The following is a 25,375-nucleotide window of genomic DNA, read 5'->3' as shown; positions in this document are numbered from 1 at the left end:
CGGGCCGTCAGCTGCGGTGCGGGACGGTCAAGCGGTAGCCGTCCGCGATCAGCGCGGGCAGATACCGCCGCAGGGCGGCCACGCTCTGGGACCGGTTGCCGCCGGCGTCGTGCGAGAGCACCACGACGCCGGGTGCGGCACCCCGCTCGACCCGGCGGACGATGGTGTCGGCGCCCGGTGCCGTCCAGTCCAGGGTGTCGACGGTCCAGGCCATCGGCTCCATGCCCATCTCGGCGCCGATCTCGAAGGAGTTCCGGTTCCAGGCACCGTACGGAGCCCGGTACCAGAGCGGCGGGGACCCGAGCGTCTTCTCGATCAACCCGCTGGTGCTGCCCAGTTCGTCACGGATGCCGCTCCGGGAGAGCTCCGGGATCAGCGGGTGCGACCAGGAGTGGTTGCCGATCACGTGCCCGTCGTCGGCCATCTCACGCAGCAGGTCCTGGTTGTCCGCCGCCATCTCGCCGCAGACGAAGAACATCGCCCGCACCCCGTACCTGCGCAGCGTCGCCAGGATGTCCGGTGTGTAGCGCGGGTCGGGGCCGTCGTCGAAGCTGAGCACCATCGCGTCGGCCCCCAGCTCGGGCATCTCCTCGAAGGGCCGGGTGCGGACCGGTGGCGCGGCGGGGCGGAAGCGGGGCGGGGCCCCTCCGGTCATGGGCCGCAGCCGGTAGGCGGTGGGGCCCGTCCTCGCCTGCGACGGGGGTCCGGCGGCCGGCCCGAGGGGCTCACCGCCGGGCCGGGCGGGCGTGCCGGCGGGGTCCGCGGCGATCACGCGTACGGCGGACGCGGCCCCCAGTGCGAGGGCGAGGCGCAGCAGCGTACGGCGTTCCGCGGGAAGCTGATCATGTTTCATGGCCAACTGCTCGCACGGACTTCCGCCCGGAACCGGCCACGACACCCGGACGCGCGGCGATCTGCACCCGATGGGCGGAGTGGCACCGTGACCAGGGGAGACCCGGTACGGCGGGCCCCGGGCGGAAGCGGCTAACCTCGTGGCCGTGACAGACCAGCGACACGACCGGTTCGAGCGTGGCACCGACGGCCCGAAGGTGATCGTCGCGGGCATCGACGGATCCGACTCCTCGATGCGGGCGGCGGCGTACGCGGCGGGCCTGGCCCGGCGGCAGAACGCCATGCTCGCCCTGGTGTACGTCCAGCCGGTGATGCCGGCGGGCGCCGCGCTCGGGGTGCCCGTCGCCGGCACGACCGGGGAGGTCGCCGAGGAGCTGGTGAACGAGATCAGGACGGCGACCGAGCAGCTCAAGGACACGTGGAACGTCCGCTGGGAGTTCCACACGTTCCGGGGTGACCCGTACAACGGGCTCGTGACGGCGGCCGACGAACTGACGGCGGACGCCGTGGTGGTGGGCGCCTCGGAGTCCGCCGGGCACCGCTTCGTCGGTTCGGTGGCGGTCCGTCTGGTGAAGGCCGGGCGCTGGCCGGTCACCGTCGTGCCGTAGCCCGTGGCCCATCTCCCTCGGGCCGTGGCCGCCGCCCGCGTACTCGCAGGGACCGGCTCACTTCCCCATGACGAGACCGGCCTCGGCGCCGCCCCGGCTGAGGACCACGTCGCGGATGCGGTCGCGGACCTCCCGCAGGTGTTCGGCGGGTGCGCCGAGGCCGATCACTCGGCCGGTCCCGGTGTCGAACCACTGGGGGATGAATTCGGCCTTGCTCACGGTCCAGCGCTCTCCCGGTTTCCTCGGCGGTGCGAAGGTGAAGCGGCCCATCGAGCTCTCGTTGCCCCGTGGGTCCCGGGCGCCCTCGTGGTTGACCATCGCGCCGGCGATCTGGTCGCCCATGCCGTAGACGATCCAGGTGCCGTTGACCTTCTCGTACGCCTGCGGGACATGGGCGTGTGTGCCGAGGATCAGGTCGATGTCGGGGCGCCCCCCGGTGCCGGAGGCCGTGAGTTCGCGGCCGAGTCCGAGCTGGACGTCGTCGGGCGCGTCCTGCCATTCCGTTCCCCAGTGCAGGGACACGACGACCACGTCGGCGCCCGCGCGGCGGGCCGCCCGGGAATCGGCCACGATGCGGTCCTTGTCGATGAGGTTGACCGCCCAGGGCCGGTCGGCGGGCAGGGGGTTGTCGTTGGTGCCGTACGTGTACGCGAGGTGGGCGACCTTCGCCGCCTTCTTGCCGGTCCCGGCCTCGAGCAGGGTGGGGCGGCCCGCCTCGGCGACGGTACGGGCGGATCCGGCGTGGGCCACACCGGCCCGGTCCAGGGCGTCGAGCGTGCGGCCGATGCCCGGGGCACCGTCGTCCAGGGTGTGGTTGGAGGCGGTCGAGCAGGAGTCGTAGCCGGTGGCGCGCAGGGCGGCCGCCACCTCGGGCGGTGACTTGAAGGACGGATAGCCCGTGTAGGGGCCGCCGTTCTCCCCGTACACGGTCTCCATGTGACAGATGGCCAGATCCGCACCGGAGACGAGCGGCGCGGCTCCCTTGAGCATCGGGCGGAAGTCGTAGCCCTTGCCGCCCGCGTCGGCCGCGGCCTGGTCGATGACCGACGAGTGGGGCAGGACGTCGCCCGAGGCCAGCAGGGTGAAGGGGCGCGCGATGTCCGGTCCCCCGCTGTCCGCCCCGCTCGCGCCGTGCCCGGCGGACAGTTGCCGCCCGGCGAACCCGGGGGGTGAGGACTGCTGGCCGGTACAGGCCGTCGCGGCGGCGAGGAGGCCCGCGACGGCGATCACCGTGCCCTGTCGGATGCGTTTCGCCATCTGAACGACTCCCTATTCGGATGATTTCAGCCATCCGAATACACATATATTCATACTGGAGAGTCAAGGACAAAACCGACGAAGTACCTGAATCGGCCGTATCGCTCCCCGTTGACCGTTCACCGCACCACTCGCCGCTCCGTGCGACCGCTCGGCGCACATCTCGGTGCACCGCCTGTTCCCCCGCGCCCCGATGCGTTCGTATACGCCAGGCGGGAGCGAGGCGGCAGGGGCCTCTTCGGGAAAGGACGTTCACGATGACCACGGCGACGACCGATGAGCGCACCCTCGCGGAGCTGCAGCGGGAACACGGGCCGGCGTTGCTCCACTTCCTGCTGGGTCTGACCTTCGGCGACCGGCAGCGGGCGGAGGACCTCTCCCAGGAGACCCTGCTGCGCGCCTGGCAGCACCCGGAGGCGTTCGACGCGCCCTACGACTCGATGCGGCCCTGGCTCTTCACCGTCGCGCGGCGCCTGGCCATCGACGCCCGCAGGTCCCGCCAGGCCCGGCCGGCCGAGGTCAGCGACGTCGTCCTGGAGAGCTCGCCCGCCCGGGAGGACACCGCGGACTCGGCGGTCCGCGCCCTCGATGTGCGTGAGGCCGTCAGGACGCTCAGCCCCGAGCACCGGGCGGTGCTGGTGCAGATCTACTTCCGCGGGCTGAGCGTGGGCGAGACCGCCGAGGTCCTCGGGATACCGGCGGGCACGGTCAAGTCCCGTTCGTACTACGCGCTGCGGCTGCTCTCGCGTAACCTGCCGGGCTATTCCAGCAGGTCCTCCTCATCGAGCAGCGCGAGCAGGGACACGGCGTCGGCGACCTCCACGTAGGCCGCGGCGCAGGTGTCGCACCGCTGGAGGTGGCGGGCGACCGGGCCCGTCTCCTCGGCGGACAGGGCGTCGAGCACGTACGCGCCCAGCAGCTGCCGCACGTGCGGGTCGTCACCGTGGTCGGCGGTCATCTCACCTCGTATCTCCCGACGGATCCTGCCCTTCTGCCCACGCGGGGCATCCGCTCCCGGTTCAATGCTGCGTGAAGCCCGCTACCGAGACGAAGGAAGAGGCGAGACGGGGTGCGTCCCGAACATCACGACGGAGCCGGTGGGGGCGGGCTGCTGGTCCCGATGGCCTGGATGTACGCCGAGTACATCGCGGACGAGCTGCTGCTCACCGGTGACCTGATGGAACCGGCCACGCTGGAGTACCGCGCGGGCCGCGAGGCGCTCGCCCTGACGGTCTTCCTGTCCGACGGGCCGGTGGCCGACGCGCTGCCCGCGGCCCGGGTCGACGAGCTGCGGCTCCTCACCGCGTACGGGACGTCCTGGAGGCGGTGGGTCCGCGCGCGGCTGGACGCGCCGGAGGACGGGCGGCGGGACCCGGACCTGGCACTGGCACGGGCGGCGTGGCGGTGGCTGGAGGAGACGGAACTGCTGGCCGCCGACCTCGACGCGATCGGGCCGCCGCCGTGGGAGCCGGTGGGCGGCGACGGGGAGGACGACTGCGGGGAGGCGCGGGTGTGGACGCCCGCGTGGCAGCTGGGGCTGCCGCTGGGGCATCTGGCGATCCATCTGTACTGAGCACCGGGCTGTTCCGCTCGTCACGAACCGTGCACCCCCGCACGGTATTTGGGAAGCCGCAGCGTGATCTTCATGCCCGCGCCGACGCCCGTCTCGATGACCAGGCCGTAGTCGTCGCCGTACACCTGCCGCAGACGCTCGTCCACGTTGAGCAGCCCGATTCCGGTGGAGGTACCGCCCTCGCCGCGCAGGATCCGCCGCAGCCGCTCCGGTTCCATGCCGGTGCCGTCGTCCTCGATCACGACCTCAGCCTCGGCGCCCGAGTCCAGGGCGCTGATGGTGATGCGGCTCCTGGTGACGGCACCCTCCAGGCCGTGCTTGACGGCGTTCTCCACCAGTGGCTGGAGGCAGAGGAACGGCAGCGCGACGGGCAGCACCTCCGGGGCGACCTGGAGGGTGACCGAGAGCCGTTCGCCGAAGCGGGCCCGCACCAGTGCCAGGTACTGGTCGATGGAGTGCAGTTCGTCGGCCAGGGTGGTGAACTCGCCGTGCCTGCGGAAGGAGTAACGGGTGAAGTCGGCGAACTCCAGCAGCAGCTCGCGCGCCTGCTCGGGGTCGGTGCGGACGAACGAGGCGATGGCGGCCAGGGAGTTGAAGATGAAGTGCGGCGAGATCTGCGCCCGGAGCGCCTTGATCTCGGCCTCGATCAGCTGCGTACGGGAACGGTCGAGCTCGGCCAGCTCCAGCTGGACGCACACCCAGCGGGCCACCTCCCCCGCCGCCCTGGCCAGCACGGCCGATTCGCGCGGGGCGTAGGCGACGAGCGCGCCGAGCACGCGGTGGTCGACGGTCAGCGGGACGGCGACGGCCCAGCGCAGGGGGCAGTCGAGGTCGCCGCAGTCGCTGAGGAAGGCGGTGTCCCGGCCGCCGGCGAGGAGCTCCCGGACCTGGTGCATCACGTCCTTGCCGTGGTGGACCCCCTCGCCGTCCCAGACGAGCACCCGGTCCCGGTCGGTGAGGCAGAGGGCGTCGGTGCCCAGCAGGGAGCGCAGCCGGCGGGCCGACCTGCGGGCGCTCTCCTCGGTGAGTCCGGCGCGCAGCGGCGGCGCGGCGAGGGAGGCCGTGTGCAGCGTCTCGAACGTGGCGTGCTCGACGGGTGTGCCGACGTCGCTGGTGCGTACGGGCCGGGCCGTGCGCCCCAGGAGGAAGCCCGTGCCGAAGATCAGCAGGGCCGGCACGGCGATGGCGGCGATCCCGGCCCCGGTCATCGGCCTCTCCCCGAGGTCAGCGCTTCCGGCAGGTGGAAGCGGGTCATGGCGGCGTTGGTACCCGGCGGTATCCGTCCCGGGGTGGCGAGCGAGACGAGGATCATCGCGAGGAAGCCGACCGGCACGGACCAGACGGCGGGCCAGGCGAGCAGCGCGTGGGGCCAGCCCGGCGGGCGTACCGCGCCACTGACCGTGATGGCCACGGACAGCAGGGCGGAGCCGCCGCCGAGGAGCAGCCCCGCGATCGCACCCGGCGGGGTGAGCCGCCGCCACCAGATGCCGAGGACGAGCAGCGGGCAGAAGGAGGAGGCGGAGACGGCGAAGGCCATGCCCACGGCGTCGGCCACCGGCACCCGGCTGACCAGCAGCGAACCCGCCAGCGGTACGGCGATGGCGAGGACGGTGGCCAGCCGGAAGTGCCGTACGCCGCGCGAGGGCAGGACGTCCTGGGTGATGACTCCGGCGACGGCCATGGTGAGTCCGGAGGCCGTGGACAGGAACGCGGCGAACGCGCCGCCGGCGATGAGCGCGCCGAGCAGATCGCCGCCGAGGCCGTCGATCACCCGGGCGGGCAGCAGCAGTACGGCGGCGTCGGCGTCACCGCCGTGGATGAGTTCGGGGGCGTACAGCCGGCCCAGGGCCCCGTACACCGGCGGCAGCAGGTAGAACACGCCGACCAGGGCGAGCACGGCGACCGTGGTGCGGCGGGCGTCACGGCCGTTGGGGCTGGTGTAGAAGCGGACCACGACATGGGGCAGGCCCATGGTGCCGAGGAAGGTCGCCACGATCAGTCCGTACGTGGCGTAGAGCGGGTGGTCGGCGCGGAAGACGGAGATCTGCTCGTCGAAGCTGACGCGGGGCCGTCCGTCGCCCTGCCAGGCGAGCACCAGGAAGATCGCCGGTACGAGGAGGGCGGTCAGCTTCAGCCAGTACTGGAAGACCTGCACGAAGGTGATCGAGCGCATGCCGCCGGCCGCGACGGCGAGGACCACGACGGAGGCCACGAGCACGTCGCCGAGCCATCCGGGGGCGCCGGTGAGGATCTTCAGGGTGAGGCCGGCGCCCTGCAGCTGCGGTACGAGGTACAGCCAGCCGGCGCCGACGACGAACACGCTGACCAGCCTGCGCACCTGCCGTGATTCCAGGCGTCCTTCGGCGAAGTCGGGCAGGGTGTACGCCCCCGAGCGGCGCAGCGGCGCGGCGACGAAGATCAGCAGCACCAGGTATCCGGCGGTGTAGCCGACCGGGTACCAGAGCATGTCGGGCCCGTGCACCAGGACCAGGCCCGCGATGCCGAGGAAGGAGGCGGCGGAGAGGTATTCGCCGCTGATCGCGGCGGCGTTGAGCCTCGGCCGTACGGTGCGCGAGGCGACGTAGAAGTCGGAGGTGGTCCTGGAGATCCGCAGCCCGAAGCCGCCGACCAGCACGGTGGCCAGGACGACGAGGGCGACCGCCACCACCGATGCGGGATGGCCGGGTGCGCTCACGGTGCCGGACGGCCTTCCACGAGCCGGGCGAAGTCTCGCTCGTTGCGCTCGGCCCGCCGTACGTACCACCACGCGGCGAGGGTGAGCGGCGGGTAGGTGGCGAAGCCGAGCACCGCCCACACGACGGCGTCGCTGTGCACGGCCTCGAAGACCAGGGGCAGGGTGCCGGCGACCAGGGCCAGGACGGCGAAGGCGGTGAGTCCGGCGCGGAGCTGGCTGCGCATCAGTGAGCGGACGTAGGCGCCGCCGAGCGCGGTCTGCTCGTCGATCTCCGACTGGGCACGGTAGCGGGGCAGCGGACGCACCCGCCGGGGCTCCCCGGTGACCACTTCGCGCCGGGGTGTGCTCTCTGCGGACATGGGCTCGGAGTGTAGGCGGCGCGGGGTCGGCTGGGAAGGGGTCCGAGCCGGGTAGGCCCAGGTCAGCGGCCGGTCTGGCGCATGAGGAGGTCGCGCAGGGCGCGGGTGTGACGGCGGCTGACCGCGAGCTCCGCGTCACCGATGCGCACACTCATGCTGCCCGCGTCGAGGCGGAGCTCGTCGATGCGGCCCAGTGCCACGAGGTGGCGGCGGTGGATGCGTACGAAGCCCCGGGACCGCCAGCGTTCCTCGAGGGTGGTGAGCGGGATCCTGACGAGGTGGCTGCCGGTGGCGGTGTGCAGCCGGGCGTAGTCGCCCTGCGCCTCGGCGTACGCGATGTCGTCCACGGGTACGAAGCGGATCACGCCGCCCAGTTCGACCGCGATCTGGTCGGCCGCGGCGTCGTGGACGGGTGCGGAGCGTTCGCCCACCTGCTCGGCGACGCGTCGTACGGCCTCGGCCAGGCGCTCGCGGCGGACGGGCTTGAGCACGTAGTCGACGGCCTTGAGGTCGAAGGCGTGGACTGCGAAGCCCTCGTGGGCGGTGACGAACACGATGAGCGGGGGCGCGGCGAATCCGGCCAGGAGCTGCGCCACGTCGAGCCCGGTGAGGCCGGCCATGTGGATGTCCAGGAAGACGACGTCGATGGCCGAGGGGTCTTCGGGGCCGGCGTCGACCGCGCCGCCGATGCGGCGCAGCGCCTCGGTGGCGCCGGTGGCTCCCTCGGCGCTCCGGATCCGGGGGTCGGCGCGCAGGAGGTAGAGGAGTTCCTCCAGGGCGGGCTCTTCGTCGTCGACGGCTAGTACGCGCAGCATGAAGCCGGAGTTTAGGTGCTGTCCGGGCGGTGTGGGGTGAGTGATCCGTGGGTTCTCTCCGTATCCGGGGGCATGCGCATCCCCGAACCCCACCGCGACGCCGGAGCCTATGCGCTCGGGGTGCTCGGTGCTGCCGAAGCCTTCCGCGGGGGTGTGCGCGCTGGTCGCGGTGGGCCGGGACGGCAGTGAGCAGACGGTGAGCACCTGGTCGGTGGCCGGGGCGGGCGCGGAGCCGGCGGTGGTGCGGGGTGGCGCTGCGCCGGTTCCGGCCGACATCGATCATTTCGAGGTGCGGGCGGCGGACGGGCACCGGCCGGCGACGGTGACGCGCTGACGGCGCCGCCTCGCGGCGGGAGCGCTGGAGGTCACTTCAGCAGGCGGGAGAGGCGCCGGTCCGCGAGGGGCTTGCCGCCGGTCTGGCAGGTGGGGCAGTACTGGAGCGAGGAGTCGCTGAACGACACCTCCAGGACCGTGTCGCCACAGACGGGGCACGGCTGTCCGGCTCGGCCGTGGACGCGCATGCTGCTCTTCTTCTCGGCCTTGAGCCGCCCGGCGGCGAGGCCCCGGGAGCGTTCGACGGCTTCCTCGAGGGTCGTGCGCATCGCCGTGTACAGGTGGGTGATGTCGTCGTCGCCGAGGCCGGTGGTGAGCTTGAACGGGGACATCTTCGCGACGTGCAGGATCTCGTCGCTGTAGGCGTTGCCGATGCCCGCGATCAGCGACTGGTCGCGCAGGGCTCCCTTGATCTGCCGCCGTTCCCCGCCGAGCAGCCGGGCGAACGCGTCCCGGTCGAAGGAGTCGGCCAGCGGATCGGGCCCGAGGCGTGCGACGCCGGGTACGTCGGCGGGGTCGTGGACCAGGTGGACCGCGAGGCGTTTGGTGGTGCCCATCTCGGTCAGGTCGAAGCCGTCCCCGCCGGTGAGGACCGTACGCAGGGCCAGTGGTCCCTTGCCGGGGCGTGGCGGGGTCGCGGGGAAGCTGTCCTTCCACTGCAGCCAGCCCGCGCGCGCCAGATGGATGAGCAGGTGGAGCGGTCCCGCCGTGATGTCCAGGAATTTGCCGTGGCGGATCACGGAGGTGACGGTGGCGCCCTCCAGGGCGCCGGGCGGCGGGTCGTACGTCTTGAGGACGCTGATCGCCAGCGGCAGGACGCGGGCGATCTCCTTGCCGACCAGGTGGTCGTCGAGGAAGTCACGCAGGGCTTCGACTTCCGGCAGTTCGGGCATGACACCAGCCTGCCGCAGCGGCCCGGCGGATGCCTCCCCGGCGGTCAGGCGACGGCACCCAGACCGTAGACGCGGCGCGCGGTGTCCGAGAAGACCGCCCGCTGCCCGTCCTCGCCGAGGCCGGCCGTGAGCGTGCGTGCCGCGCCGAGGACGTCGGCGTACGGGGCGGCGAGCCGGCACACCGGCCAGTCGGAGCCGAACATCAGCCGCTCGGGTCCGAAGGCGTCGATGACGGTGTCCGCGTACGGGCGCAGGTCGTCGACGGTCCAGGTCCGGTGGTCGGCCTCGGTGACCAGGCCGGAGAGTTTGCAGACGGTGTTGGGCAGCGCGGCGAGCGCCCGCAGCCCGTCGGCCCACGGGTGCGTACGCCGCTGCGCCACCGGTGGCTTGCCCGCGTGGTCGAGTACGAAGGTGAGTCCGGGCACCAGGGCGGCGGCCCGGACGGCGGCGGGCAGTTGGTGGGGCAGGACGATCAGGTCGTAGGCGAGTCCGGCGGCGGCGACGGCCTCCAGCCCGCGCAGGACGTCGGGGCGCAGGAGCCACCCGGGGTCGGGTTCACCCTGGACCTGGTGGCGGATCCCGGCGAGCAGGTCCCCGCCGGGCAGGCCGCGCAGGGCTGCGAGCGTGCCGGCGACGTCCGGTGCGGTGAGGTCGGTCCAGCCGACGACTCCGGCGACGAGGGCACTGCGGGCGGCGAGCGCGAGGAACTCCGGGGTCTCCTCGGCGACGGTGACGGTCTGGACGAGGACGGTGGCTCCCACACCGGCGGCACGGGTCTCGGGTTCGAGGTCGGCGAGGGTGAAGGTGCGGCGGAGCGGTGCGAGTTCCGCCCCGGTGATCCAGTCCTGGTCGCGCACGGAGAGGTCCCACACGTGGTGGTGGGCGTCGACGAGCGGCGGCTGTGTCATGTCTCCTCAGCTCCGTAACGCTCGGGGGCGGCCGTCATGCCGGTCCCGCCTCCCCGGCCCCGGTCCCGGCGAGGAGCCCTTCGGCGCGCAGGTCGTCCCAGAGCGCGTCCGGGACCGGGGTGCGCAGCAGGGCGGCGGCGTCCCGCACCTCGTGCGGGGAGCGGAAGCCGACGAGCACGCCCGCGACGGCCGGGTGTCCCAGCGGGTGGTGCAGGGCGGCGGCGCGCAGCGGGACACCGTGCCGCTCGGCGACGGCCTTGATACGCAGCGCCCGGTCGACGAGGGGTGCGGGCGCCGAGGCGTAGTCGTACGGGGCGTCCGGTCGCGGGTCGGCGAGGAGTCCGGAGTTGAACACTCCGCCGACGACGACGCTGCGGCCCCGGGCGGCGGCTTCCGGCAGGAGGGCGCCGAGGGCGCTCCCGTCGAGGAGGGTGAAGCGTCCGGCGCAGAGGACGGCGTCGACGTCGGTGTCGCGCAGGAAGCGGGTGAGCATGGCGGTCTGGTTCATCCCGGCGCCGATGGCGCCGACCGTCCCTTCGGCGCGCAGCTTCTCCAGGGCCGGGTAGCCCTCGCGGAAGGCGGCCTCCTCGTGGTCGTCGGGGTCGTGGAGGTAGACGACGTCGATGCGGTTGAGGCCGAGCCGGCCGAGGCTTTCCTCGATGCTCCGGCGGATGCCGTCGGCGCTGAAGTCCCAGCGGCGACGGTGGGTGTGCGGCACGGCGAACCCGTCCGAAAGACCTTCGGCGGCGGCCGTCTCCCCGGCGAGCAGCGGGTCGAGGACCCGGCCGGCCTTGGTGGACACCGTGTACGCGTCGCGGGGGCGGTTCCGCAGGGCCTCGCCGAGTCGCCGTTCCGAGAGGCCGAGGCCGTAGTGCGGCGCGGTGTCGAAGTGGCGGACGCCCTCGTCCCAGGCGGCGTCCACGGCCGCGGCGGCCTGTTCGGGGGCGACCTCGGTGAAGAGGTTGCCGATGGCCGCCGCGCCGAAGGAGAGTTCGGTGATCTCGACAGCACTGCTCCCGAGCCTGATGCGCCGCATGTCCGTGCCGCCCCCGCTGATGATCGCCTGTGGTCCGCACAGCGAATATTCATCGGATCACTGGGGCACGTCAACACCTGCCACCGCCCAGTAGTGGCGAATTCTGGGCCAGCTGTCCGATCTATAGGGGGCGACGACCCCGTCTACAGGGTGACGGTCGCTACGCGGGGGCGGGCACTCTGGGGACGAGTGCGCGCAGCTCCAGGAGTTCGTCCGCGACGGCCGTGGCCAGCCGGTCGAGGTCGGGCAGCGCCTTGCCGTCGGCCACCAGCCCGACCTGCACCCGCCCGCCGTACGTCGACAGGGCGACGGCGAGCGACTGTCCACGGGCCAGGGGGGCCATCGGGTAGACGGCACGCAGCGGGCAGCCGCCGAGCGAGAGCGCGGAGCGCGGGAGGGGCACGCTGGTGACCAGGATGTCGAAGAGCATCCGGGCGGCGTTCCCCGCCAGCGGCGCCCCGAACCGGTGGGCCAGCGCGGGCAGCTGATCGGCCAGCACGGCGACGGCGCCCGCGCCGCGCATCGGCCCCGCCGCCTTGTTGCGTTTCATGCCCGTACGCACCAGCCGCAGCCGTTCCCGGGCGTCGGGCTCGCCGACCGGGAGGCCCAGGAGGTAGGCGGAGAGCCTGTTGCCACTGGCCGCGCCGCCGGGCCTGCGCCGGGAGACGGGAACCAGGGCGCGCGGGTCGGCGCCGGGGAGCTGCTCGCCCCGTTCCAGCATCCAGCGCCGCAGCGCCCCCGCGACGACGGCGAGCAGGACGTCGTTGGCCGTGCCGCCCTCGGCCCGGCGGATCCGCCGGACCGTTTCGGCGTCCAGCTCGGCGGTGGCCAGGCGGCGGGTGCCGCTGGAGCTCGCGGTCAGGGCGGTCGACCCGCGCAGGTCGAGGCGGCTGGCCCGCACGACGGACGCGCCGACCCCCAGGGCCCGGCCGACACCCCCGATCCGGTCCAGCGCCATGCCCGCCACCTCGTACGGGCCGGGCAGCCAGGAGCGCGGCGGTACCGGGGTGCGGCGGCGCACCGCGCCCCGGCCGGCACCGACGGTGGCGATCTGGTCGAAGATACCGGCGCCGATGGCCACGGCCCGCATCCCGTCGGCCAGCGCGTGGTGCAGCTTCACCAGGACGGCGAACGTGCCGTCACCCGCGCCGTGGAGGAGGTACATCTGCCAGGGCGGCAGCCCCCGCCCCAGCGGCTGCTCCATGAGTTCACCGGCGAGCCGGGTGGCCTCCGCCATGAAGTCGCCCTCGGGGAGCACGACCTGCTTGACGTGCCGGTGCACGTCGAAGTCCTTGTCGGGGAACCAGGCCGCGCCGCCCACCGGCAGCAGGACGTCCCGCACCCGCATCCGCAGCCGGGGAATCGCGGCGGCGCGGGCTCCGAGCAGTTCGAGCAGGTCCGGCGGCGAGACCCCGGGCGCCGCGGTGAAGACGGCGAGCGCACCGAGATGCATCGGGTGGGCATCGGTTTCGAGGTGCCAGAAAGCCAGATCAAGGGGTGCCAGTAGCTCGGTACTCAACGGGGCCTCGCGTCATCTGCAGCAGAACTACGGGATCGCAGTCGATCCCTGATGGCCAGTTACGTTCAAGCATCGCCATATTACGTACTGTTACAGTCTCGCGCCGCCAGGACGCCGCCTCACCGGCGCTCCGCCACGATGAACTCGCACCACACGCACTTGCCGTTGCCGCGCGACTCCACGCCCCAGATGTCGGCCAGCCGGTCCACCAGCATCAGGCCGCGCCCGGAGACTCCCGACTCCCCCGCGTCCCTGCGGCGCGGCAGGGCGCTGGAGCGGTCCTCCACGTCGACCCGCAGCCGCCGCTCGGGGCCGGTGAGCACCCGGATGGTGACGATCGCTCCGCCGTCGGTGTGCATGAGCGCGTTGGTGATCAGCTCGTCGGCCGCCAGCTCGACCTCGTCGGCCCGGTCCCTGGCACCCCAGGCGCGTACCGCCGCCCGGATCATGTGCCGGGCGGAGCTCAGCGCCTCGGGGTCGTTCTGCGCCACGTGCTGCTGGAGCCGGCCGCCGGGGTGGGGCGCGTGGGCGGCGTGGCGGCGCAGCAGGAGTACCGCCACGTCGTCCTCGCCGCCGCGTTCGCCGACGACCTCGCAGAGCTGGTCGGCCAGCTGCTGGAGGTCCTGCGGTCCGTCGCGCACCATCGAGGTCAGCAGCCGCATGCCCTCGTCGAAGTCGACACCGGGCAGCTCCACCAGGCCGTCGGTGTACAGGATCAACGTCTGGCCGGGATCCAGTTCGAGGGTGCTGACCGGGTAGTCCAGTTCTCCGAACTCCGCCGAGAGCCCGAGCGGGAGTCCGCCTTCGGCGGGCAGCTTGCGGCAGTTCCCGTCGACGTCGCGTACGAGTGGGTCCATGTGCCCTGCCCGCACCAGCTGCACCACGCCCGTGGTCAGGTCGGCCTCGGCGTAGGAGCAGGTGGCGAAGCGGTCGGTGTCCAGTTCGTGGAGGAAGACGGAGGCCCGCGCCATGACCGTGGCGGGGCTGTGGCCCTCGGCCGCATAGGCGCGCAGCACGATCCGGAGCTGCCCCATGACCGCGGCGGCGTGCGTGTCGTGGCCCTGCACGTCCCCGATGACGGCGCCGACCCGCCCACCGGGCAGCGGGATGATGTCGTACCAGTCGCCGCCGATGTCCCGGCCGAGCCGCGCGGAGCGGTAGCGGACGGCGACCTGGGCGCCGGGCACGTCGGGGATCCGGCGGGGCAGCATCGCCTGCTGGAGACCTTCGGCGAGGTCGTGCTCCTGTTCGTAGAGCATGGCCCGCTGGAGGCTCTGGGCGATCGAGCTGCCGAGGGCGACCAGCAGGTTCCGTTCGTCGGCGGTGAAGCCCGCCTTGTTCCCGTAGAGGAGTCCGAGCGCGCCGATGGGACGGGCCTGGGCGATGAGGGGCAGATAGGCCGCGGCGGTGATGCCGAGGTGGCTGATGTTCGGCCACAGGATCGGGTAGGAGGCCTCGAAGTCCTCCGGGGTCTCGATGAACCTGGGCGTGAGCGTGCGGATCACTTCACTCATCGGGTACGGCTCGTCCGTCCGGGTGTACCGGGTGCCGGGCACGTACGCCCCTTCGGGGCCGTCGGCCACCAGGTGGATGCGCCCGGATTCCAGCAGGCCCATGACGAGGCTGGTCGCGCCGAGGTTCGCCAGGCCCTGGGAGTTCTTCAGCACGTCGGTGACGTCCTTGACGGTCCGCGCGTGGGCCAGCGCCGCCGTGGTCCCCTCGACCAGACTGGTGCGGCGCCGTCGTTCCTCGTCGACCGACCTGCGGGCGGTCGAGTCGGCCAGCTCCTGGGTGGCGTCGCGGATGATCCCGATGATGCGGCGGGGCCGGCCGGTGCCGTCGCGGCGGATGAATCCCTGGGTGTGGGTCCAGCGCAGGGATCCGTCGCGCCGCATCCTGCGGAAGTAGGCGCCGTAGTTCTCGCGGCCGCTCTTGAGCGCCTGCGAGACCATGCCGTCGAGCCGGATCGCCTCGTCGGTGGGAACTCGCGGGGCGAGCGACGCGGGCCGGTTGTCGTACTCGTCGGGGCGCAGGTCGAACACGGCAAGTGCGGGCTGGTCCATGTGCATGAGCCCGCTGTCCAGATCCCAGTCGAAGCTGCCCATTCGGTTCAGGGCGAGACTGAGGTCCGGGTGGGCGGGCCAGTCGTCCGGGAGTGACAGGGCACCCGCTACCCGATCATCCATGTGCGCCACTCTGCCATTATTTGTCCGATTCCTCGACCGAACCGCCCGTCTTGAACACGTTCAAGAAAACCTCTAGGCTCGGCGCAACGCAGGTTGAACGTGTTCATTTCTGGGGGTGGGGTCATGTCCGTGCTGGTCGGCCTGATCGTGATGCTGGGCATGCTGGTGATCGTGCCGGCGGGGCTGCGACTCGTCGGAGACCCGGCACTCGACCGGATACGGCGCCTGTGGCCGCTCTTCGCGGTGCCCGGCGCCGTGGCCCTGTGGCTGCCGCGCGGGGGCACCGCCACCGCACTCGCCGCCTGCTACGCGCTGGGGGCACTGGCCCTCGCCGCCCACGCACCGTGGCGTCTCGCCCGGACCCGCAGCGTACGGCCCGCGGAGATCGCGGTGCTCACCGCGCTCGTCACCCCGTCGGTGGCCGCGCTCGCCCTGCTCGCCGAGCGCGCGGGCCACGAGCTGTTCGGCTTCGGGCTCGGCATCCTGGCGCTGACCGTGCCGCACTTCCACTTCGCCGGATTCGCCGCCGCCCTGGTCGCCGGCCTCGTCTGCCGGGCCGCCGACGGGGCCGCGGGCCGGTTCGCCGCGCTGAGCGTCCCCCTGGGCACGCTGCTGGTCCTCGTCGGCTACTTCGTCGGGGACCGGGCCGAGCTGGCCGGGGCGGTCGTGCTCACCGCCGGGATGTGGACGGTCGCCCTGCTGACCTGGCGTTCGGTCCGCACCGCGGGCCGGGACCGCGCCACCCGCGTGCTGCTCGCCGTCTCGGCCTCCGTCCTGGTGGCGACCATGGTGCTCGCGCTGAGCTGGGCACTCGGCGAGGCCACCGGGCTCCCCCACCCCACTCCGACCTGGATGGCCGCCACCCACGGGCTGGGCAACGCGCTGGGCTTCGCGCTCTGCTCGCTGCTCGCCTGGCGCCGCATCCAGGACCGCACCCACCAGGAAGGCAGGACCGCATGACCGCCCTGACGTACCCCGAGGTCGGAGCGACCCGGCTGGGACCACTCCCCGACGGCTATCACCACCTGCACCACCGGACCGCCGTCGGCCGGGGCCGGGCCGACTTCGAGGCGGCGGGCGCCGCCGTCACCGAGTGGCGGATGCACCGTGCGGCCGGAACCCGGGTGAACGCCTGTGCCGAGCGGGCGGCCACCGGGGACGGCGTCGCGATGTCCCTGGGCATGGGGCCCTTCCGGGTGACCGCACACTGCGAGATCGTCTGGACCGCGTACGAGGACGGGCGCATCGGCTTCGGCTACGGCACGACGGCCCGGCACCCGGAGCTGGGCGAGGAGTGCTTCGTGGTCGAGCTGGCGGACGACGGGACGGTGTGGTTCACGGTCATGGCCTTCTCCCGCCCCGCCTCCTGGTACGCCCGGCTCGCCGGGCCGCTCGTCCCGGTGCTCCAGCGCTGGTACGCGCGCCGGCTGGGCAGCACGCTGCGCCGGAGCGTGCCCAAGGCCCGATGAGCCGATACTGGAAGGGATGGAGTGGTTCACCGCAGACGGGTACTGGCTCAGCCGGCTGATCTTCCAGCGGGCCCTGGCTGCCGTCTATCTGGTCGCGTTCCTCTCGGCCGCACTCCAGTTCCGGGCGCTGATCGGGGCACGGGGCATGCTCCCAGTTCCCGAACACCTGCGGCGCACTCCCTGGCGGGCGGCGCCCGGCCTGTTCCGGCTGCACTACTCGGACCGCTTCTTCGCCGTCGTCGCCTGGACGGGCTGCGCGGTCTCGCTCGCCCTCCTCGCGGGGCTGGACGCCTGCGTCCCGCTGTGGGCGGCCATGCTGCTGTGGGCGCTGCCCTGGGCGCTGTACCTGTCGATCGTCCAGGTCGGCCAGGTCTGGTACGGCTTCGGCTGGGAGTCGCTCCTGCTGGAGACGGGCTTCCTCGCCGTGTTCCTCGGCAACGCCGGCACGGCGGCCCCGGTCCTTGTGCTGTGGCTGCTGCGCTGGCTGCTCTTCCGGGTCGAGTTCGGCGCCGGACTCATCAAGATCCGCGGCGACGCGTGCTGGCGGCGGCTGACCTGTCTGGACTTCCACCACGAGACCCAGCCGATGCCGGGGCCGCTGAGCTGGTTCTTCCACCACCTGCCGAAGCCGGTCCACCGGGTGGAGACGGCCGCCAACCATGTGACCCAGCTGGCGGTCCCCTTCCTCCTGTTCACCCCGCAGCCGGTGGCGAGCATCGCGGCCGGGCTGATGGCCGTCACCCAGCTGTGGCTGATCCTGTCCGGCAACTTCGCCTGGCTGAACTGGCTGACCATCGCCCTGGCCCTCGCGGCGATCGACTGGTCCCCGCTCGCCGGCCCGCCGCCCGCGCAGTCCGCACCGCCCCTCTGGTACGAGGTGCTGGTCATCGCCGTCACCGCGCTCGTCCTGGCCCTCAGCTACCGCCCGGCGCGCAACCTCCTCTCCCGCCGCCAGGCGATGAACCGGTCCTACGACCCGCTGCACCTGGTCAACACGTACGGGGCGTTCGGCAGCATCAGCAGGACGCGGTTCGAGGTCGTGGTCGAGGGAACCGACGAGCCCGTGATCCACGAAGGGACCCGCTGGCGCGAGTACGGCTTCCACGGCAAGCCGGGCGATCCGCGCCGGATGCCGCGCCAGTTCGCGCCGTACCACCTGCGGCTCGACTGGATGATGTGGTTCGCCGCGCTCTCCCCCGCGTACGCCCGCTCCTGGTTCGGGCCGTTCGTCGAGCGACTGCTGCGGGGCGACCGCGACACCCTGCGGCTGCTGCGCCACGACCCGTTCCCCGACGGGCCGCCCGCCCACATCCGGGCCAGGGTCTTCCACTACCGGTACACGGATCCGAGGGAGTTGCGGGCCACCGGGTGCTGGTGGCACCGGACCTTCGTACGGGACTTCATGCGGCCGGTGGCCAGGCCCGTGCCGCTGCGGCCCCGGGGGCGGACGTGAAAGCGCTCCGGCCCCCGCGGGTGCGGGGGCCGGAGCTCAGCTCTGTGCGAAGGGGTGCGAGCGGTCAGTCGATGCCGGGCAGGATGTGCGGCTCGGCGAGATCGTCCTCGTAGCCGGCCAGCCGGATAGGCGCCGACCTGGCCCAGACCTCGATGTTGCGGAGCTTCTCGGGCCCGTGGGTCCGCGCTCCGGTCCCCTCGGCCGGGCTCTGCTCGCTCTTCGTCATTTCAGGTGTCACCGCGGACTCCTTTGTGTCGCGTAACCCCGGGCGGTGGCGACGCTGCGGCTGTGAGAACCGTGTATCGACCGCCCTCTGCGGGGCAGGGGCAGAAACAGTTCGGTCGCGGTGGCGCCGGTTCACGGGGCGGGACGGCGGCCTGCTTACAGACCTGTCCCAGGACGGCCGAGGAAGTTTCGTGGATCCCTTGGTGGCGTCCGTTCGCCTCAGAGTAACCAAATGAGCGGCATCCCGCTCGACAGAACGTGTGGCCTGAGTCACTTTCAGCCAACAGAATTCACCACGTGTTCCCCAGGAATCACACCCCGGGACGAAAAAGGCGGCAACCCGTGGGCACAGGTCGCCGCCTTCCCGCTGTCCGGGAGGTCACCAGCCGGCGGGCGCGTAGTCCTTCAGGAAGCAGCCGTACAGCTCCTCGCCCTCTTCGCCGCGCACGATCGGGTCGTAGACCCGGGCGGCGCCGTCGATGAGGTCGAGCGGGGCGTGGAAGCCCTCCTCGGCGAGACGGATCTTGTCGGGGTGCGGGCGCTCGTCCGTGATCCAGCCGGTGTCGACGGCCGTCATGAGGATGCCGTCCTTCTCGAACATCTCCTGGGCGCTGGTCCGGGTGAGCATGTTCAGGGCGGCCTTGGCCATGTTCGTGTGGGGGTGCCCCGCGCCCTTGTAACCGCGGCCGAAAACACCCTCCATCGCCGATACGTTCACCACGTAGGCCCGCTTCGCGGCCGTCCTGGCCATGGCCGGGCGGAGCCGGCTGATCAGGATGAAGGGAGCGGTGGAGTTGCAGAGCTGGACCTCGAGGAGCTCGATGGGCTCGACCTCCTCGACCGTCTGGATCCAGCTGTTCGTGTCGTGCAGGTCGGGCACGAGGCCGCCCGCGTCGATCGCGGTGCCCGCGGCGATACGGGCCGGGGAGGCGGATCCGGTGACCAGGGCCAGGCTCGTGACGTCGTCCGCGGTCAGCCCCTCCCCGTCCTTACGGGCTGCGGGCAGCGCGGCGACACGGTCGACGGTGCCGCTGCCGAACGTGCCGATCACCTCGGCGACGGGCAGCTCACCGGCGGGCAGCGGGGCGGACTCGGCACCGAGCAGCTCGCTGTAGGCCTGCGCGGAGCGGCGGACCGTCTGCGCGGCGTTGTTGATCAGGATGTCCAGCGGGCCCTCGGCGGCGACGGAGTCGGCGAGCGCGACGACCTGGGCGGGGTCGCGCAGGTCGATGCCCACGATCTTCAGCCGGTGGATCCACTCGTCGCTGTCCGGCATCGCCTTGAAGCGGCGGATCGCGTCGTTGGGGAAGCGGGTGGTGATGGTGGTGTGCGCCCCGTCGCGCAGCAGCCGCAGCGCGATGTACATGCCGATCTTGGCCCGGCCGCCGGTGAGCAGGGCCCGGCGTCCTGTGAGGTCGGTACGGGCGTCGCGCCGGGACCGGTTCTCCTTGGCGCACGACTGGCAGAGCTGGTGGTAGAAGGCGTCGACCTCGACGTATCGGGTCTTGCAGATGTAGCAGGACCTGGGGCGCTGGAGTATGCCCGCGATCTCGGCGGTGGCCGAGGACGACGGGAGCACACCCTGCGTCTCGTCGTCGATGCGCTCGGCGGAGCCGGTCGCGGTGGCTTCGGTGACGGCCTTGTCGTGCGCGGTCTTGGCGGCCCGGCGCTCCTGGCGGCGGCGCTGCTTCACCGTCCGGTAGACGCCGGCGGTCGCCCTGCGTACGGCGATCGCGTCCGGGTGGTCGACCTCGATGGAGTCGAGCTCGTCGAGCACGCCCAGGCAGACGGCCAGCCGCTCCGGGTCGATACCGGGACCGAACTCGTCGATTCCGGGAGCGAACCCCGGGCTGTCCTCTGTCACCGTCATTGCCGTTCCTCTGTTGCTCGTCACTCGCGCCGCTGCCGGGCTCCGGTGGTGGGGAGGAGGTCCGGCCCGGGGCCGGCGGGGGCCGGCGCGCCAGGGGCCGAATGCCCCGGTCAAGTCTGCCATGAGTCGGGCGCTGCTCCGTTCGGCTGTGACCGGGCCCTCGCACGGCCCCGGACCTGGCGCTCCCCCGGGCCCAGGCAGGGCACTTCCGCCGCCCGTGAAGGGGTCCTCCGGCGGGCCGTGAAGGGGTCCTCCGGCGGCCTGGGAAAATTCTTCGGGATTCGCAGGCATGAGTTCAGGAAAGCCGGGCAGGTGCCGGTCGGTACACAGGACTCCAGGGAGGGCGACACCATGACGGCCATGTCAGTGCGAACCACCGAGACGACCGGCACAACGGCGGCGCGGTACGACGGCGTCGCCGCGGGGCCGGACGGGGCCGCACTGCCGTGGATCGAGGACGCGGGCAAGGTCGCCCCGAAGGACGCGCGGGCCATGTCGAAGCTGTTCTTCGACCGCATCCAGGTCCTCGAAGAGGGCACCCACGAGTACCAGTACGCCCGTAACACCCTGATCGAGATGAACCTCTCGCTGGTCCGTTTCGCCGCCTCCCGGTTCCGCAACCGCGGCGGTGACGACACCGAGGACATCATCCAGGTCGGCACGATCGGCCTGATCAAGGCGATCGACCGCTTCGACCTGTCGCGCGAGGTGGAGTTCGCCACCTTCGCGGTGCCGTACATCGTCGGTGAGATCAAGCGGTTCTTCCGCGACACCACCTGGTCCGTCCACGTTCCGCGCCGACTGCAGGAGCTGCGCGTCGAGCTGGCCAAGGCCAAGGAGCAGCTGTCCGCGGAGCTCGACCGTGACCCGACGGTCGCCGAGCTCGCCGCGCTTCTGAATCTCCCCGAGGAGGAGATCATCGAGGGTCTGGTCGCGGCCAACGGCTATTCCGCCGGCTCGCTGGACACCCCGAGCGCCGACGGCGATTCCGGGAGTGACCAGCGCGCCTACGCCGATCTGCTCGGCGAGGAGGACCCGGCCATGGAGAGCGTCGAGAATCTGCACGCCCTGGCTCCGCTGCTGAGGGAGCTTGACGAGCGCGAGCGGAAGATCGTCCGGATGCGCTTCGGCCAGGAGATGACGCAGGCCCAGATCGGTGCGGAGCTGGGCGTTTCCCAGATGCATGTCTCGCGGCTGCTCAGCAGGATCGTGCAGCGGCTCCGTGCCGGCATGTGCGTCGAGGCCTGAGGAGACGGGCTCCTGAAGCTCCCGAGAGAAAGGGCCGGGGCCCGGCAGTCCGCCGGGCCCCGGTCACATATGCTTCCTGGCGAAACGGCGCGGGGTGGTCCCCGTGCCGTCCGTTCAAGGGGGTGGAGCGTGGGCGAACTGTCGTCGGGCACCGCGGCGCGGCTGCTGGAACCCGACAGGATTCCGGAGCAGCAGGCGGGGCCCACCGTCGCCGCCGACGCGTCCGGCTGGAAGGTCGACGCCGCCCTTCTCCTGGTCGAGGACGACTCCGGGGACGCGCTGCTCGTCGAGGAGATGCTGGCCGACAGTGAGCTGGACTCCTCGCTCACGTGGTGCAAGACGCTGGCCGAGGCGCGGCGGTTCCTCGAAACCTGCCGGATACCGGTCTGCGTCCTGCTGGATCTGCACCTGCCGGATGTGCACGGTCTGGACGCGGTCAGCCAGCTCGTCGGGTCCGCGCCTGACGCCGCGGTCATCGTGCTGACGGGGCTGGCCGAGTCCGAGACCGGGCTGTCCGCGGTGGCGCACGGCGCCCAGGACTACCTCGTCAAGGGGCGGATCGACCCCGAGACACTGGGCCGGGCGGTCCGTTACGCGCTCCAGCGCAAGCACGCCGAGCGGTCCACGGCGGCGATGCGGACGAGCCGCCTGATAGCCCAGGAGAACGCCCGGCTGGAACGCGCGCTGCTGCCCATCCCGCTGCTGCTCGACGAGAGCTTCGGGGTGGCCGCCCGCTACGAGGCGGGCCGTGCCCACGGGTTGCTGAGCGGTGACTTCTACGACGTGGTGCAGACCGCCGACGGTGTGGTGCACGCCGTGATCGGCGATGTGTCGGGGCACGGTGCGGCGGAGGCGGCGCTGGGCGTCTGCCTCCGGGTGGCCTGGCGCACGGCCGTGCTCACCGGTGTCACCCAGCTGGAGAAGATCGCTCTGCTGGAGGCGATACTCGTCGCCGAGCGGTCCGATCCCCATGTCTTCGCCACTGTGACCATGCTCGTCTTCCCGCCGGGCCGCGACCGGGTCCTCGTCGCACGGGCCGGCCATCCGGGACTCCTGTTACGGAGCGGCCCGGACGTCACCTGGGTGGAGCCCGCCGTGGGCATGGCCCTGGGGGTGTTGCCCGGGGCGGGCCGCTGGGTGGTGACGGAGCTGGAGCTCGCGCCCGGGAGCGAGCTCGTCCTGTTCACCGACGGCTTGTTCGAGGGCAGGACCGGACCGCGTTCCCGCCTCGGCGAGGAGGGTCTGCTCGCCATGGCCCGCAGGCATGCGGCGCTGGAGCCCCGGGCGTTCGTCGACGCGCTGGTCGCCGAGGCCACCGGGAGCGCCTCGCCTTACGGCGGACTGGCGGACGACGTCGCCGTCCTGCACCTGGGCTGGCGAGCGGACTCATGAGCTCCGGAAACATCGGCAACACCGGGGACGGGCCGGCCTGGCGGCGGTCGGGCCGGTTCGGGCGGCTCTCGGTGCAGAACTGGGTACACCTGATCCTGGCCGGGTTCGTCCTGATGGTCTGTGCCTGTCTCGTCGTGGGCGGGCTCGTCCTCTCCCGCATCTCCGACCGGACCACGGACCTGGTGGACGGCATCCAGCCGGCCCGTTCCTCGTCGTTCCAGCTGCAGAACTCGCTGCTCGACCAGGAGACGGGGGTGCGCGGCTTCGCGCTCACCGGTGACGACTCGTTCCTGGAGCCGTACGAGGCCGGTACGCGTGCCGAGCGGCTCGGGCTGGACCGGGTGCGTGCCCTGGTCGGGGGTGAGCAGCCGTACGCCGGGGATCTGGACCGGATCGAGCGGGCCGCCCAGGAGTGGCGTCGGCAGCAGGCCGAGCCGCTGATCGCCTCGGTGCGCAGGGACGGCCCGGCCGGTGCGTCCTCGGCCCCGATCCAGCGGAGCAAGTCGGAATTCGACACGCTGCGACGGCTGTACGCCGTGCAGCAGGGGCATCTGGACACCGCACGCGACCGGGCCCGCGCCGAACTCGACGACGCGCGCACCACCCGTGACCGGGTGCTCGTCGCCCTGCTGATCGGCTTCGTGCTGGCCGTCGTGTCGCTCAGTCTGCTGCTGCACCGGATGGTGGGCAGGCCGCTGAACGCCCTGGCCACGGCGTCGCGCAAGGTGCGGTCCGGCGCGTTCGGCAGCCGGATCGAGGTCCGGGGTCCCTCCGACGTCAGAGCGGTGGCCGCCGCGGTGGAGGACATGCGGCAGCGCCTCGTGTCGGAGCTCGCCGAGTCCCAGGAGCGGGAGACCCTGCTGGCCGAGCAGACCGGGGAGCTGCGCCGCTCCAACTCCGAGCTGGAGCAGTTCGCCTACGTCGCGTCGCACGACCTGCAGGAGCCGTTGCGCAAGGTGGCCTCCTTCTGCCAGCTGCTGGAGAAGAGGTACGGAGCGGAGCTGGACGAACGCGGCAAGCAGTACATCGACTTCGCGGTCGACGGCGCCAAGCGGATGCAGGTCCTCATCAACGACCTGCTCACCTTCTCCCGGGTGGGGCGGGTGCACGAGAGCTGGAAGCCCGTCGATCTCGAGCACTCCCTGGACCGGGCCCTGGCCAATCTCGCCCTGGTCGTCGAGGAGTCGGGGGCCACCGTCGTACGCGAGGACCCGTTGCCCGAGCTGCTGGGCGACGCGACGTCGCTGGCCATGGTGTGGCAGAACCTCGTCGGGAACGCGGTCAAGTTCCGCCGGCCCGGTGTGCCGTGCCGGATCACCGTGGGATGTGTGCGCGAGGACGAGGACTGGCATCTGACGGTCGCCGACAACGGCATCGGGATCGCGCCGGAGTTCTCGGAGAAGGTGTTCGTCATCTTCCAGCGGCTGCACGCCCGCGACGAGTACGAGGGGACGGGCATCGGCCTCTCGCTCTGCCGCAAGATCGTCGAGTTCCACGGCGGCCGGATCTGGTTGGACCCCGCCCCGGGCGAAGGTACGCTCATCCACTTCACCCTGCCCGTCCTTCCCGATGCCCCCACGCACACCACGGCGGAGCTGCTCGCACCCGCCCTGCTCACCGACCAGTCGGGAGACGCCCCGTGAACGACCCTGTCCGGCCCATCGAGGTCCTGCTCGTGGAGGACGATCCCGGCGACGAACTGATGACCCGTGAGGCGTTCGAGGACAACAAGATCCGCAACACGCTCCATGTGGTGCGCGACGGCCAGGAGGCGCTGGACTTCCTCTACCGCCGGGGCGAGCACGCCGACGCGCCGCGGCCGGATCTGGTGCTGCTCGACCTGAATCTGCCCAAGTACGACGGCAGGCAGGTGCTCGAACGCATCAAGACGGACCCCGAAATGGCCCTGATCCCGGTTGTGGTCCTCACCACGTCGTCGGCGGAGGAGGACATCCTGCGCAGCTACAAACTGCACGCCAACGCCTATGTCACCAAGCCGGTGGACCTGGAGCAGTTCATCGGCGCGGTGCGGCAGATCGACGACTTCTTCGTGAGCGTGGTCCGATTGCCCGGTCGTGCGTAAGATCTGGAGAACCTACCGGAGTGGGATCTCTCGACGCGGGTAGACGAACGGCGAGAAAGAGGTCGTTGACCTGACCCTGCGGCGCCTTGGCTGGAGCACATGAACGAACAGGCCACCTCACGGCCGGAAGACCCCTGGCGGGCGTCTCCGTCCACGGAGGTTCTGCTCGTCGCCGAGGTGTTCGACGGCGAACAGGGCTCCATCGCGCAGGCCCGTGCGCTGGCCGACCGTTTCCTGGCGCGACTGGTGGCGGAGTGGCTCGCGGTCCTCGGTGAGCACACCCGCAGCGATCTGATGCTGGCGGTCAGCGAGCTCGTCACCAACGCCGAGCGCTACAGCCACGGTCCGTACCTGCTGGAGCTGGAGGGCACCGCGGAGCGCATCAGCGTCACGGTGTACGACAGCAGCACGGCCCTCCCGGTGCTCTACGCCCCCGACCCGGCCCGCCTCGGCGGTCACGGCATGGAGATCGTGGTGGCGCTCTGCGACCGGCTGACGGCGGAGCGGGTGCCGGTGGGCAAGCGCATCCGGGCGGAGTTCCAGCTCAGCACCTGAGACGACACGGCGGCGCCCCCCCCCCCCCCCCGGGGGCCCGGGGCGG

At 72.0% G+C, this 25,375-nt stretch carries 25 protein-coding genes; 11 read left to right on the top strand and 14 right to left on the bottom strand.

Annotated elements, in window-relative coordinates; translation table 11 throughout:
- Nucleotides 1-7: 7 nt before the first annotated feature.
- Nucleotides 8-853 carry a polysaccharide deacetylase family protein gene (locus ACFWVP_RS02245; RefSeq protein WP_384493040.1) on the bottom strand — a complete coding sequence of 282 codons (846 nt, stop codon included), beginning with the start codon at nucleotides 851-853 and terminating at the stop codon, nucleotides 8-10.
- Nucleotides 854-998: 145 nt separating this feature from the next.
- Between ACFWVP_RS02245 and ACFWVP_RS02240 the strand changes: the two genes are divergently transcribed.
- Nucleotides 999-1,460, top strand: a complete 462-nt coding sequence (locus ACFWVP_RS02240) for a universal stress protein (protein WP_384493039.1) — start codon at nucleotides 999-1,001, stop codon at nucleotides 1,458-1,460.
- A gap of 57 nt (nucleotides 1,461-1,517) precedes the next feature.
- On the opposite strand, the gene ACFWVP_RS02235 is transcribed toward ACFWVP_RS02240, so the two are convergent.
- Entirely contained in the window at nucleotides 1,518-2,717 is a 1,200-nt protein-coding gene (locus ACFWVP_RS02235) for a CapA family protein (protein WP_384493038.1), read from the bottom strand.
- 257 nt (nucleotides 2,718-2,974) lie between these two features.
- Here ACFWVP_RS02235 and ACFWVP_RS02230 point away from each other — a divergent pair, with 257 nt between their 5' ends.
- Nucleotides 2,975-3,544, top strand: coding sequence for a sigma-70 family RNA polymerase sigma factor (locus ACFWVP_RS02230; protein WP_384493037.1), 570 nt, complete (start codon nucleotides 2,975-2,977; stop codon nucleotides 3,542-3,544).
- Here ACFWVP_RS02230 and ACFWVP_RS02225 read toward each other — a convergent pair.
- Nucleotides 3,478-3,675 (bottom strand): zf-HC2 domain-containing protein, encoded by a 198-nt coding sequence (locus tag ACFWVP_RS02225; protein ID WP_384493036.1) that lies wholly within the window; start codon nucleotides 3,673-3,675, stop codon nucleotides 3,478-3,480. The genes ACFWVP_RS02230 and ACFWVP_RS02225 overlap by 67 nt on opposite strands.
- Nucleotides 3,676-3,786: 111 nt before the next feature.
- On the opposite strand from ACFWVP_RS02225, the gene ACFWVP_RS02220 reads away from it, so the two are divergent.
- The gene (locus ACFWVP_RS02220) at nucleotides 3,787-4,290 is read left to right on the top strand and encodes a hypothetical protein (RefSeq protein WP_384493035.1); all 504 of its coding nucleotides are present in this window, start codon (nucleotides 3,787-3,789) and stop codon (nucleotides 4,288-4,290) included.
- A gap of 20 nt (nucleotides 4,291-4,310) precedes the next feature.
- Here the strand turns inward: ACFWVP_RS02220 and ACFWVP_RS02215 are convergent, their stop codons facing one another.
- The 9 genes from ACFWVP_RS02215 to ACFWVP_RS02175 form a co-directional block, all read right to left on the bottom strand.
- Nucleotides 4,311-5,498 (bottom strand): sensor histidine kinase, encoded by a 1,188-nt coding sequence (locus tag ACFWVP_RS02215; protein WP_384493034.1) that lies wholly within the window; start codon nucleotides 5,496-5,498, stop codon nucleotides 4,311-4,313.
- On the bottom strand, nucleotides 5,495-6,985 hold the full coding sequence (locus ACFWVP_RS02210; RefSeq protein WP_384493033.1) for a cation acetate symporter: 1,491 nt from the start codon (nucleotides 6,983-6,985) through the stop codon (nucleotides 5,495-5,497). The genes ACFWVP_RS02215 and ACFWVP_RS02210 overlap by 4 nt, the downstream gene beginning before the upstream one ends.
- Nucleotides 6,982-7,344 (bottom strand): hypothetical protein, encoded by a 363-nt coding sequence (locus ACFWVP_RS02205; protein ID WP_384493032.1) that lies wholly within the window; start codon nucleotides 7,342-7,344, stop codon nucleotides 6,982-6,984. Before ACFWVP_RS02205 ends, ACFWVP_RS02210 begins: the two co-directional genes overlap by 4 nt.
- A 62-nt stretch (nucleotides 7,345-7,406) precedes the next feature.
- Nucleotides 7,407-8,159 carry a LytR/AlgR family response regulator transcription factor gene (locus ACFWVP_RS02200; RefSeq protein ID WP_381555767.1) on the bottom strand — a complete coding sequence of 251 codons (753 nt, stop codon included), beginning with the start codon at nucleotides 8,157-8,159 and terminating at the stop codon, nucleotides 7,407-7,409.
- 365 nt (nucleotides 8,160-8,524) lie between these two features.
- The gene (locus tag ACFWVP_RS02195; protein ID WP_384493031.1) at nucleotides 8,525-9,385 is read right to left on the bottom strand and encodes an Fpg/Nei family DNA glycosylase; all 861 of its coding nucleotides are present in this window, start codon (nucleotides 9,383-9,385) and stop codon (nucleotides 8,525-8,527) included.
- A 44-nt stretch (nucleotides 9,386-9,429) separates the two neighbouring features.
- Nucleotides 9,430-10,293 carry an amidohydrolase family protein gene (locus tag ACFWVP_RS02190; protein ID WP_384493030.1) on the bottom strand — a complete coding sequence of 288 codons (864 nt, stop codon included), beginning with the start codon at nucleotides 10,291-10,293 and terminating at the stop codon, nucleotides 9,430-9,432.
- A 34-nt stretch (nucleotides 10,294-10,327) separates the two neighbouring features.
- Entirely contained in the window at nucleotides 10,328-11,329 is a 1,002-nt protein-coding gene (locus tag ACFWVP_RS02185; RefSeq protein ID WP_384493029.1) for an aldo/keto reductase, read from the bottom strand.
- Nucleotides 11,330-11,489: 160 nt separating this feature from the next.
- Nucleotides 11,490-12,848, bottom strand: coding sequence for a wax ester/triacylglycerol synthase family O-acyltransferase (locus ACFWVP_RS02180; RefSeq protein WP_384493028.1), 1,359 nt, complete (start codon nucleotides 12,846-12,848; stop codon nucleotides 11,490-11,492).
- Between the two features lie 119 nt (nucleotides 12,849-12,967).
- Nucleotides 12,968-15,034: a SpoIIE family protein phosphatase gene (locus tag ACFWVP_RS02175; RefSeq protein ID WP_384493027.1), complete on the bottom strand. Its 2,067-nt coding sequence runs from the start codon at nucleotides 15,032-15,034 to the stop codon at nucleotides 12,968-12,970.
- 123 nt (nucleotides 15,035-15,157) lie between these two features.
- On the opposite strand from ACFWVP_RS02175, the gene ACFWVP_RS02170 reads away from it, so the two are divergent.
- From ACFWVP_RS02170 to ACFWVP_RS02160, 3 genes are read left to right on the top strand one after another with little or no spacing between them, the layout of a single operon-like run.
- Nucleotides 15,158-15,994 carry a YndJ family protein gene (locus ACFWVP_RS02170; RefSeq protein ID WP_384493026.1) on the top strand — a complete coding sequence of 279 codons (837 nt, stop codon included), beginning with the start codon at nucleotides 15,158-15,160 and terminating at the stop codon, nucleotides 15,992-15,994.
- Nucleotides 15,991-16,503: a DUF1990 family protein gene (locus tag ACFWVP_RS02165; protein ID WP_384493025.1), complete on the top strand. Its 513-nt coding sequence runs from the start codon at nucleotides 15,991-15,993 to the stop codon at nucleotides 16,501-16,503. Before ACFWVP_RS02170 ends, ACFWVP_RS02165 begins: the two co-directional genes overlap by 4 nt.
- 16 nt (nucleotides 16,504-16,519) lie before the next feature.
- Nucleotides 16,520-17,956, top strand: coding sequence for a lipase maturation factor family protein (locus ACFWVP_RS02160; protein WP_384493024.1), 1,437 nt, complete (start codon nucleotides 16,520-16,522; stop codon nucleotides 17,954-17,956).
- A 64-nt stretch (nucleotides 17,957-18,020) separates the two neighbouring features.
- On the opposite strand, the gene ACFWVP_RS02155 is transcribed toward ACFWVP_RS02160, so the two are convergent.
- Both ACFWVP_RS02155 and ACFWVP_RS02150 read right to left on the bottom strand, forming a co-directional pair.
- Entirely contained in the window at nucleotides 18,021-18,194 is a 174-nt protein-coding gene (locus ACFWVP_RS02155; RefSeq protein ID WP_384493309.1) for a hypothetical protein, read from the bottom strand.
- Between the two features lie 366 nt (nucleotides 18,195-18,560).
- Nucleotides 18,561-20,051, bottom strand: a complete 1,491-nt coding sequence (locus tag ACFWVP_RS02150) for an SDR family NAD(P)-dependent oxidoreductase (RefSeq protein ID WP_384493023.1) — start codon at nucleotides 20,049-20,051, stop codon at nucleotides 18,561-18,563.
- A 351-nt stretch (nucleotides 20,052-20,402) separates the two neighbouring features.
- Between ACFWVP_RS02150 and ACFWVP_RS02145 the strand changes: the two genes are divergently transcribed.
- From ACFWVP_RS02145 to ACFWVP_RS02125, 5 genes are all read left to right on the top strand, one after another.
- The gene (locus ACFWVP_RS02145; protein WP_384493022.1) at nucleotides 20,403-21,299 is read left to right on the top strand and encodes an RNA polymerase sigma factor SigF; all 897 of its coding nucleotides are present in this window, start codon (nucleotides 20,403-20,405) and stop codon (nucleotides 21,297-21,299) included.
- 129 nt (nucleotides 21,300-21,428) lie between these two features.
- Nucleotides 21,429-22,691, top strand: a complete 1,263-nt coding sequence (locus ACFWVP_RS02140) for a PP2C family protein-serine/threonine phosphatase (protein WP_384493021.1) — start codon at nucleotides 21,429-21,431, stop codon at nucleotides 22,689-22,691.
- Nucleotides 22,688-24,334: an ATP-binding protein gene (locus tag ACFWVP_RS02135; RefSeq protein WP_384493020.1), complete on the top strand. Its 1,647-nt coding sequence runs from the start codon at nucleotides 22,688-22,690 to the stop codon at nucleotides 24,332-24,334. The genes ACFWVP_RS02140 and ACFWVP_RS02135 overlap by 4 nt, the downstream gene beginning before the upstream one ends.
- Nucleotides 24,331-24,774 (top strand): response regulator, encoded by a 444-nt coding sequence (locus ACFWVP_RS02130; protein WP_384493019.1) that lies wholly within the window; start codon nucleotides 24,331-24,333, stop codon nucleotides 24,772-24,774. Before ACFWVP_RS02135 ends, ACFWVP_RS02130 begins: the two co-directional genes overlap by 4 nt.
- 99 nt (nucleotides 24,775-24,873) lie before the next feature.
- Nucleotides 24,874-25,329: an ATP-binding protein gene (locus tag ACFWVP_RS02125; RefSeq protein ID WP_384493018.1), complete on the top strand. Its 456-nt coding sequence runs from the start codon at nucleotides 24,874-24,876 to the stop codon at nucleotides 25,327-25,329.
- Nucleotides 25,330-25,375 lie beyond the last annotated feature (46 nt).

It is taken from the genome of Streptomyces sp. NPDC058637 (assembly GCF_042717325.1).
In the GTDB taxonomy this organism is placed as follows: Bacteria; Actinomycetota; Actinomycetes; order Streptomycetales; family Streptomycetaceae; genus Streptomyces.
This window is presented reverse-complemented; position numbering and strand designations above follow the sequence as displayed.

Bases quoted from the DNA above. Each gene is read 5' to 3' on its own strand.
- ACFWVP_RS02185 (WP_384493029.1), bottom strand. From the start codon at position 11,329: ATGCGGCGCATCAGGCTCGGGAGCAGTGCTGTCGAGATCACCGAACTC.
- ACFWVP_RS02200 (WP_381555767.1), bottom strand. From the start codon at position 8,159: ATGCTGCGCGTACTAGCCGTCGACGACGAAGAGCCCGCCCTGGAGGAA.
- ACFWVP_RS02190 (WP_384493030.1), bottom strand. From the start codon at position 10,293: ATGACACAGCCGCCGCTCGTCGACGCCCACCACCACGTGTGGGACCTC.
- ACFWVP_RS02175 (WP_384493027.1), bottom strand. From the start codon at position 15,034: ATGGATGATCGGGTAGCGGGTGCCCTGTCACTCCCGGACGACTGGCCC.
- ACFWVP_RS02215 (WP_384493034.1), bottom strand. From the start codon at position 5,498: ATGACCGGGGCCGGGATCGCCGCCATCGCCGTGCCGGCCCTGCTGATC.
- ACFWVP_RS02125 (WP_384493018.1), top strand. From the start codon at position 24,874: ATGAACGAACAGGCCACCTCACGGCCGGAAGACCCCTGGCGGGCGTCT.
- ACFWVP_RS02195 (WP_384493031.1), bottom strand. From the start codon at position 9,385: ATGCCCGAACTGCCGGAAGTCGAAGCCCTGCGTGACTTCCTCGACGAC.
- ACFWVP_RS02245 (WP_384493040.1), bottom strand. From the start codon at position 853: ATGAAACATGATCAGCTTCCCGCGGAACGCCGTACGCTGCTGCGCCTC.
- ACFWVP_RS02145 (WP_384493022.1), top strand. From the start codon at position 20,403: ATGACGGCCATGTCAGTGCGAACCACCGAGACGACCGGCACAACGGCG.
- ACFWVP_RS02205 (WP_384493032.1), bottom strand. From the start codon at position 7,344: ATGTCCGCAGAGAGCACACCCCGGCGCGAAGTGGTCACCGGGGAGCCC.
- ACFWVP_RS02235 (WP_384493038.1), bottom strand. From the start codon at position 2,717: ATGGCGAAACGCATCCGACAGGGCACGGTGATCGCCGTCGCGGGCCTC.
- ACFWVP_RS02170 (WP_384493026.1), top strand. From the start codon at position 15,158: ATGTCCGTGCTGGTCGGCCTGATCGTGATGCTGGGCATGCTGGTGATC.
- ACFWVP_RS02160 (WP_384493024.1), top strand. From the start codon at position 16,520: ATGGAGTGGTTCACCGCAGACGGGTACTGGCTCAGCCGGCTGATCTTC.
- ACFWVP_RS02225 (WP_384493036.1), bottom strand. From the start codon at position 3,675: ATGACCGCCGACCACGGTGACGACCCGCACGTGCGGCAGCTGCTGGGC.
- ACFWVP_RS02135 (WP_384493020.1), top strand. From the start codon at position 22,688: ATGAGCTCCGGAAACATCGGCAACACCGGGGACGGGCCGGCCTGGCGG.
- ACFWVP_RS02150 (WP_384493023.1), bottom strand. From the start codon at position 20,051: ATGACGGTGACAGAGGACAGCCCGGGGTTCGCTCCCGGAATCGACGAG.
- ACFWVP_RS02230 (WP_384493037.1), top strand. From the start codon at position 2,975: ATGACCACGGCGACGACCGATGAGCGCACCCTCGCGGAGCTGCAGCGG.
- ACFWVP_RS02165 (WP_384493025.1), top strand. From the start codon at position 15,991: ATGACCGCCCTGACGTACCCCGAGGTCGGAGCGACCCGGCTGGGACCA.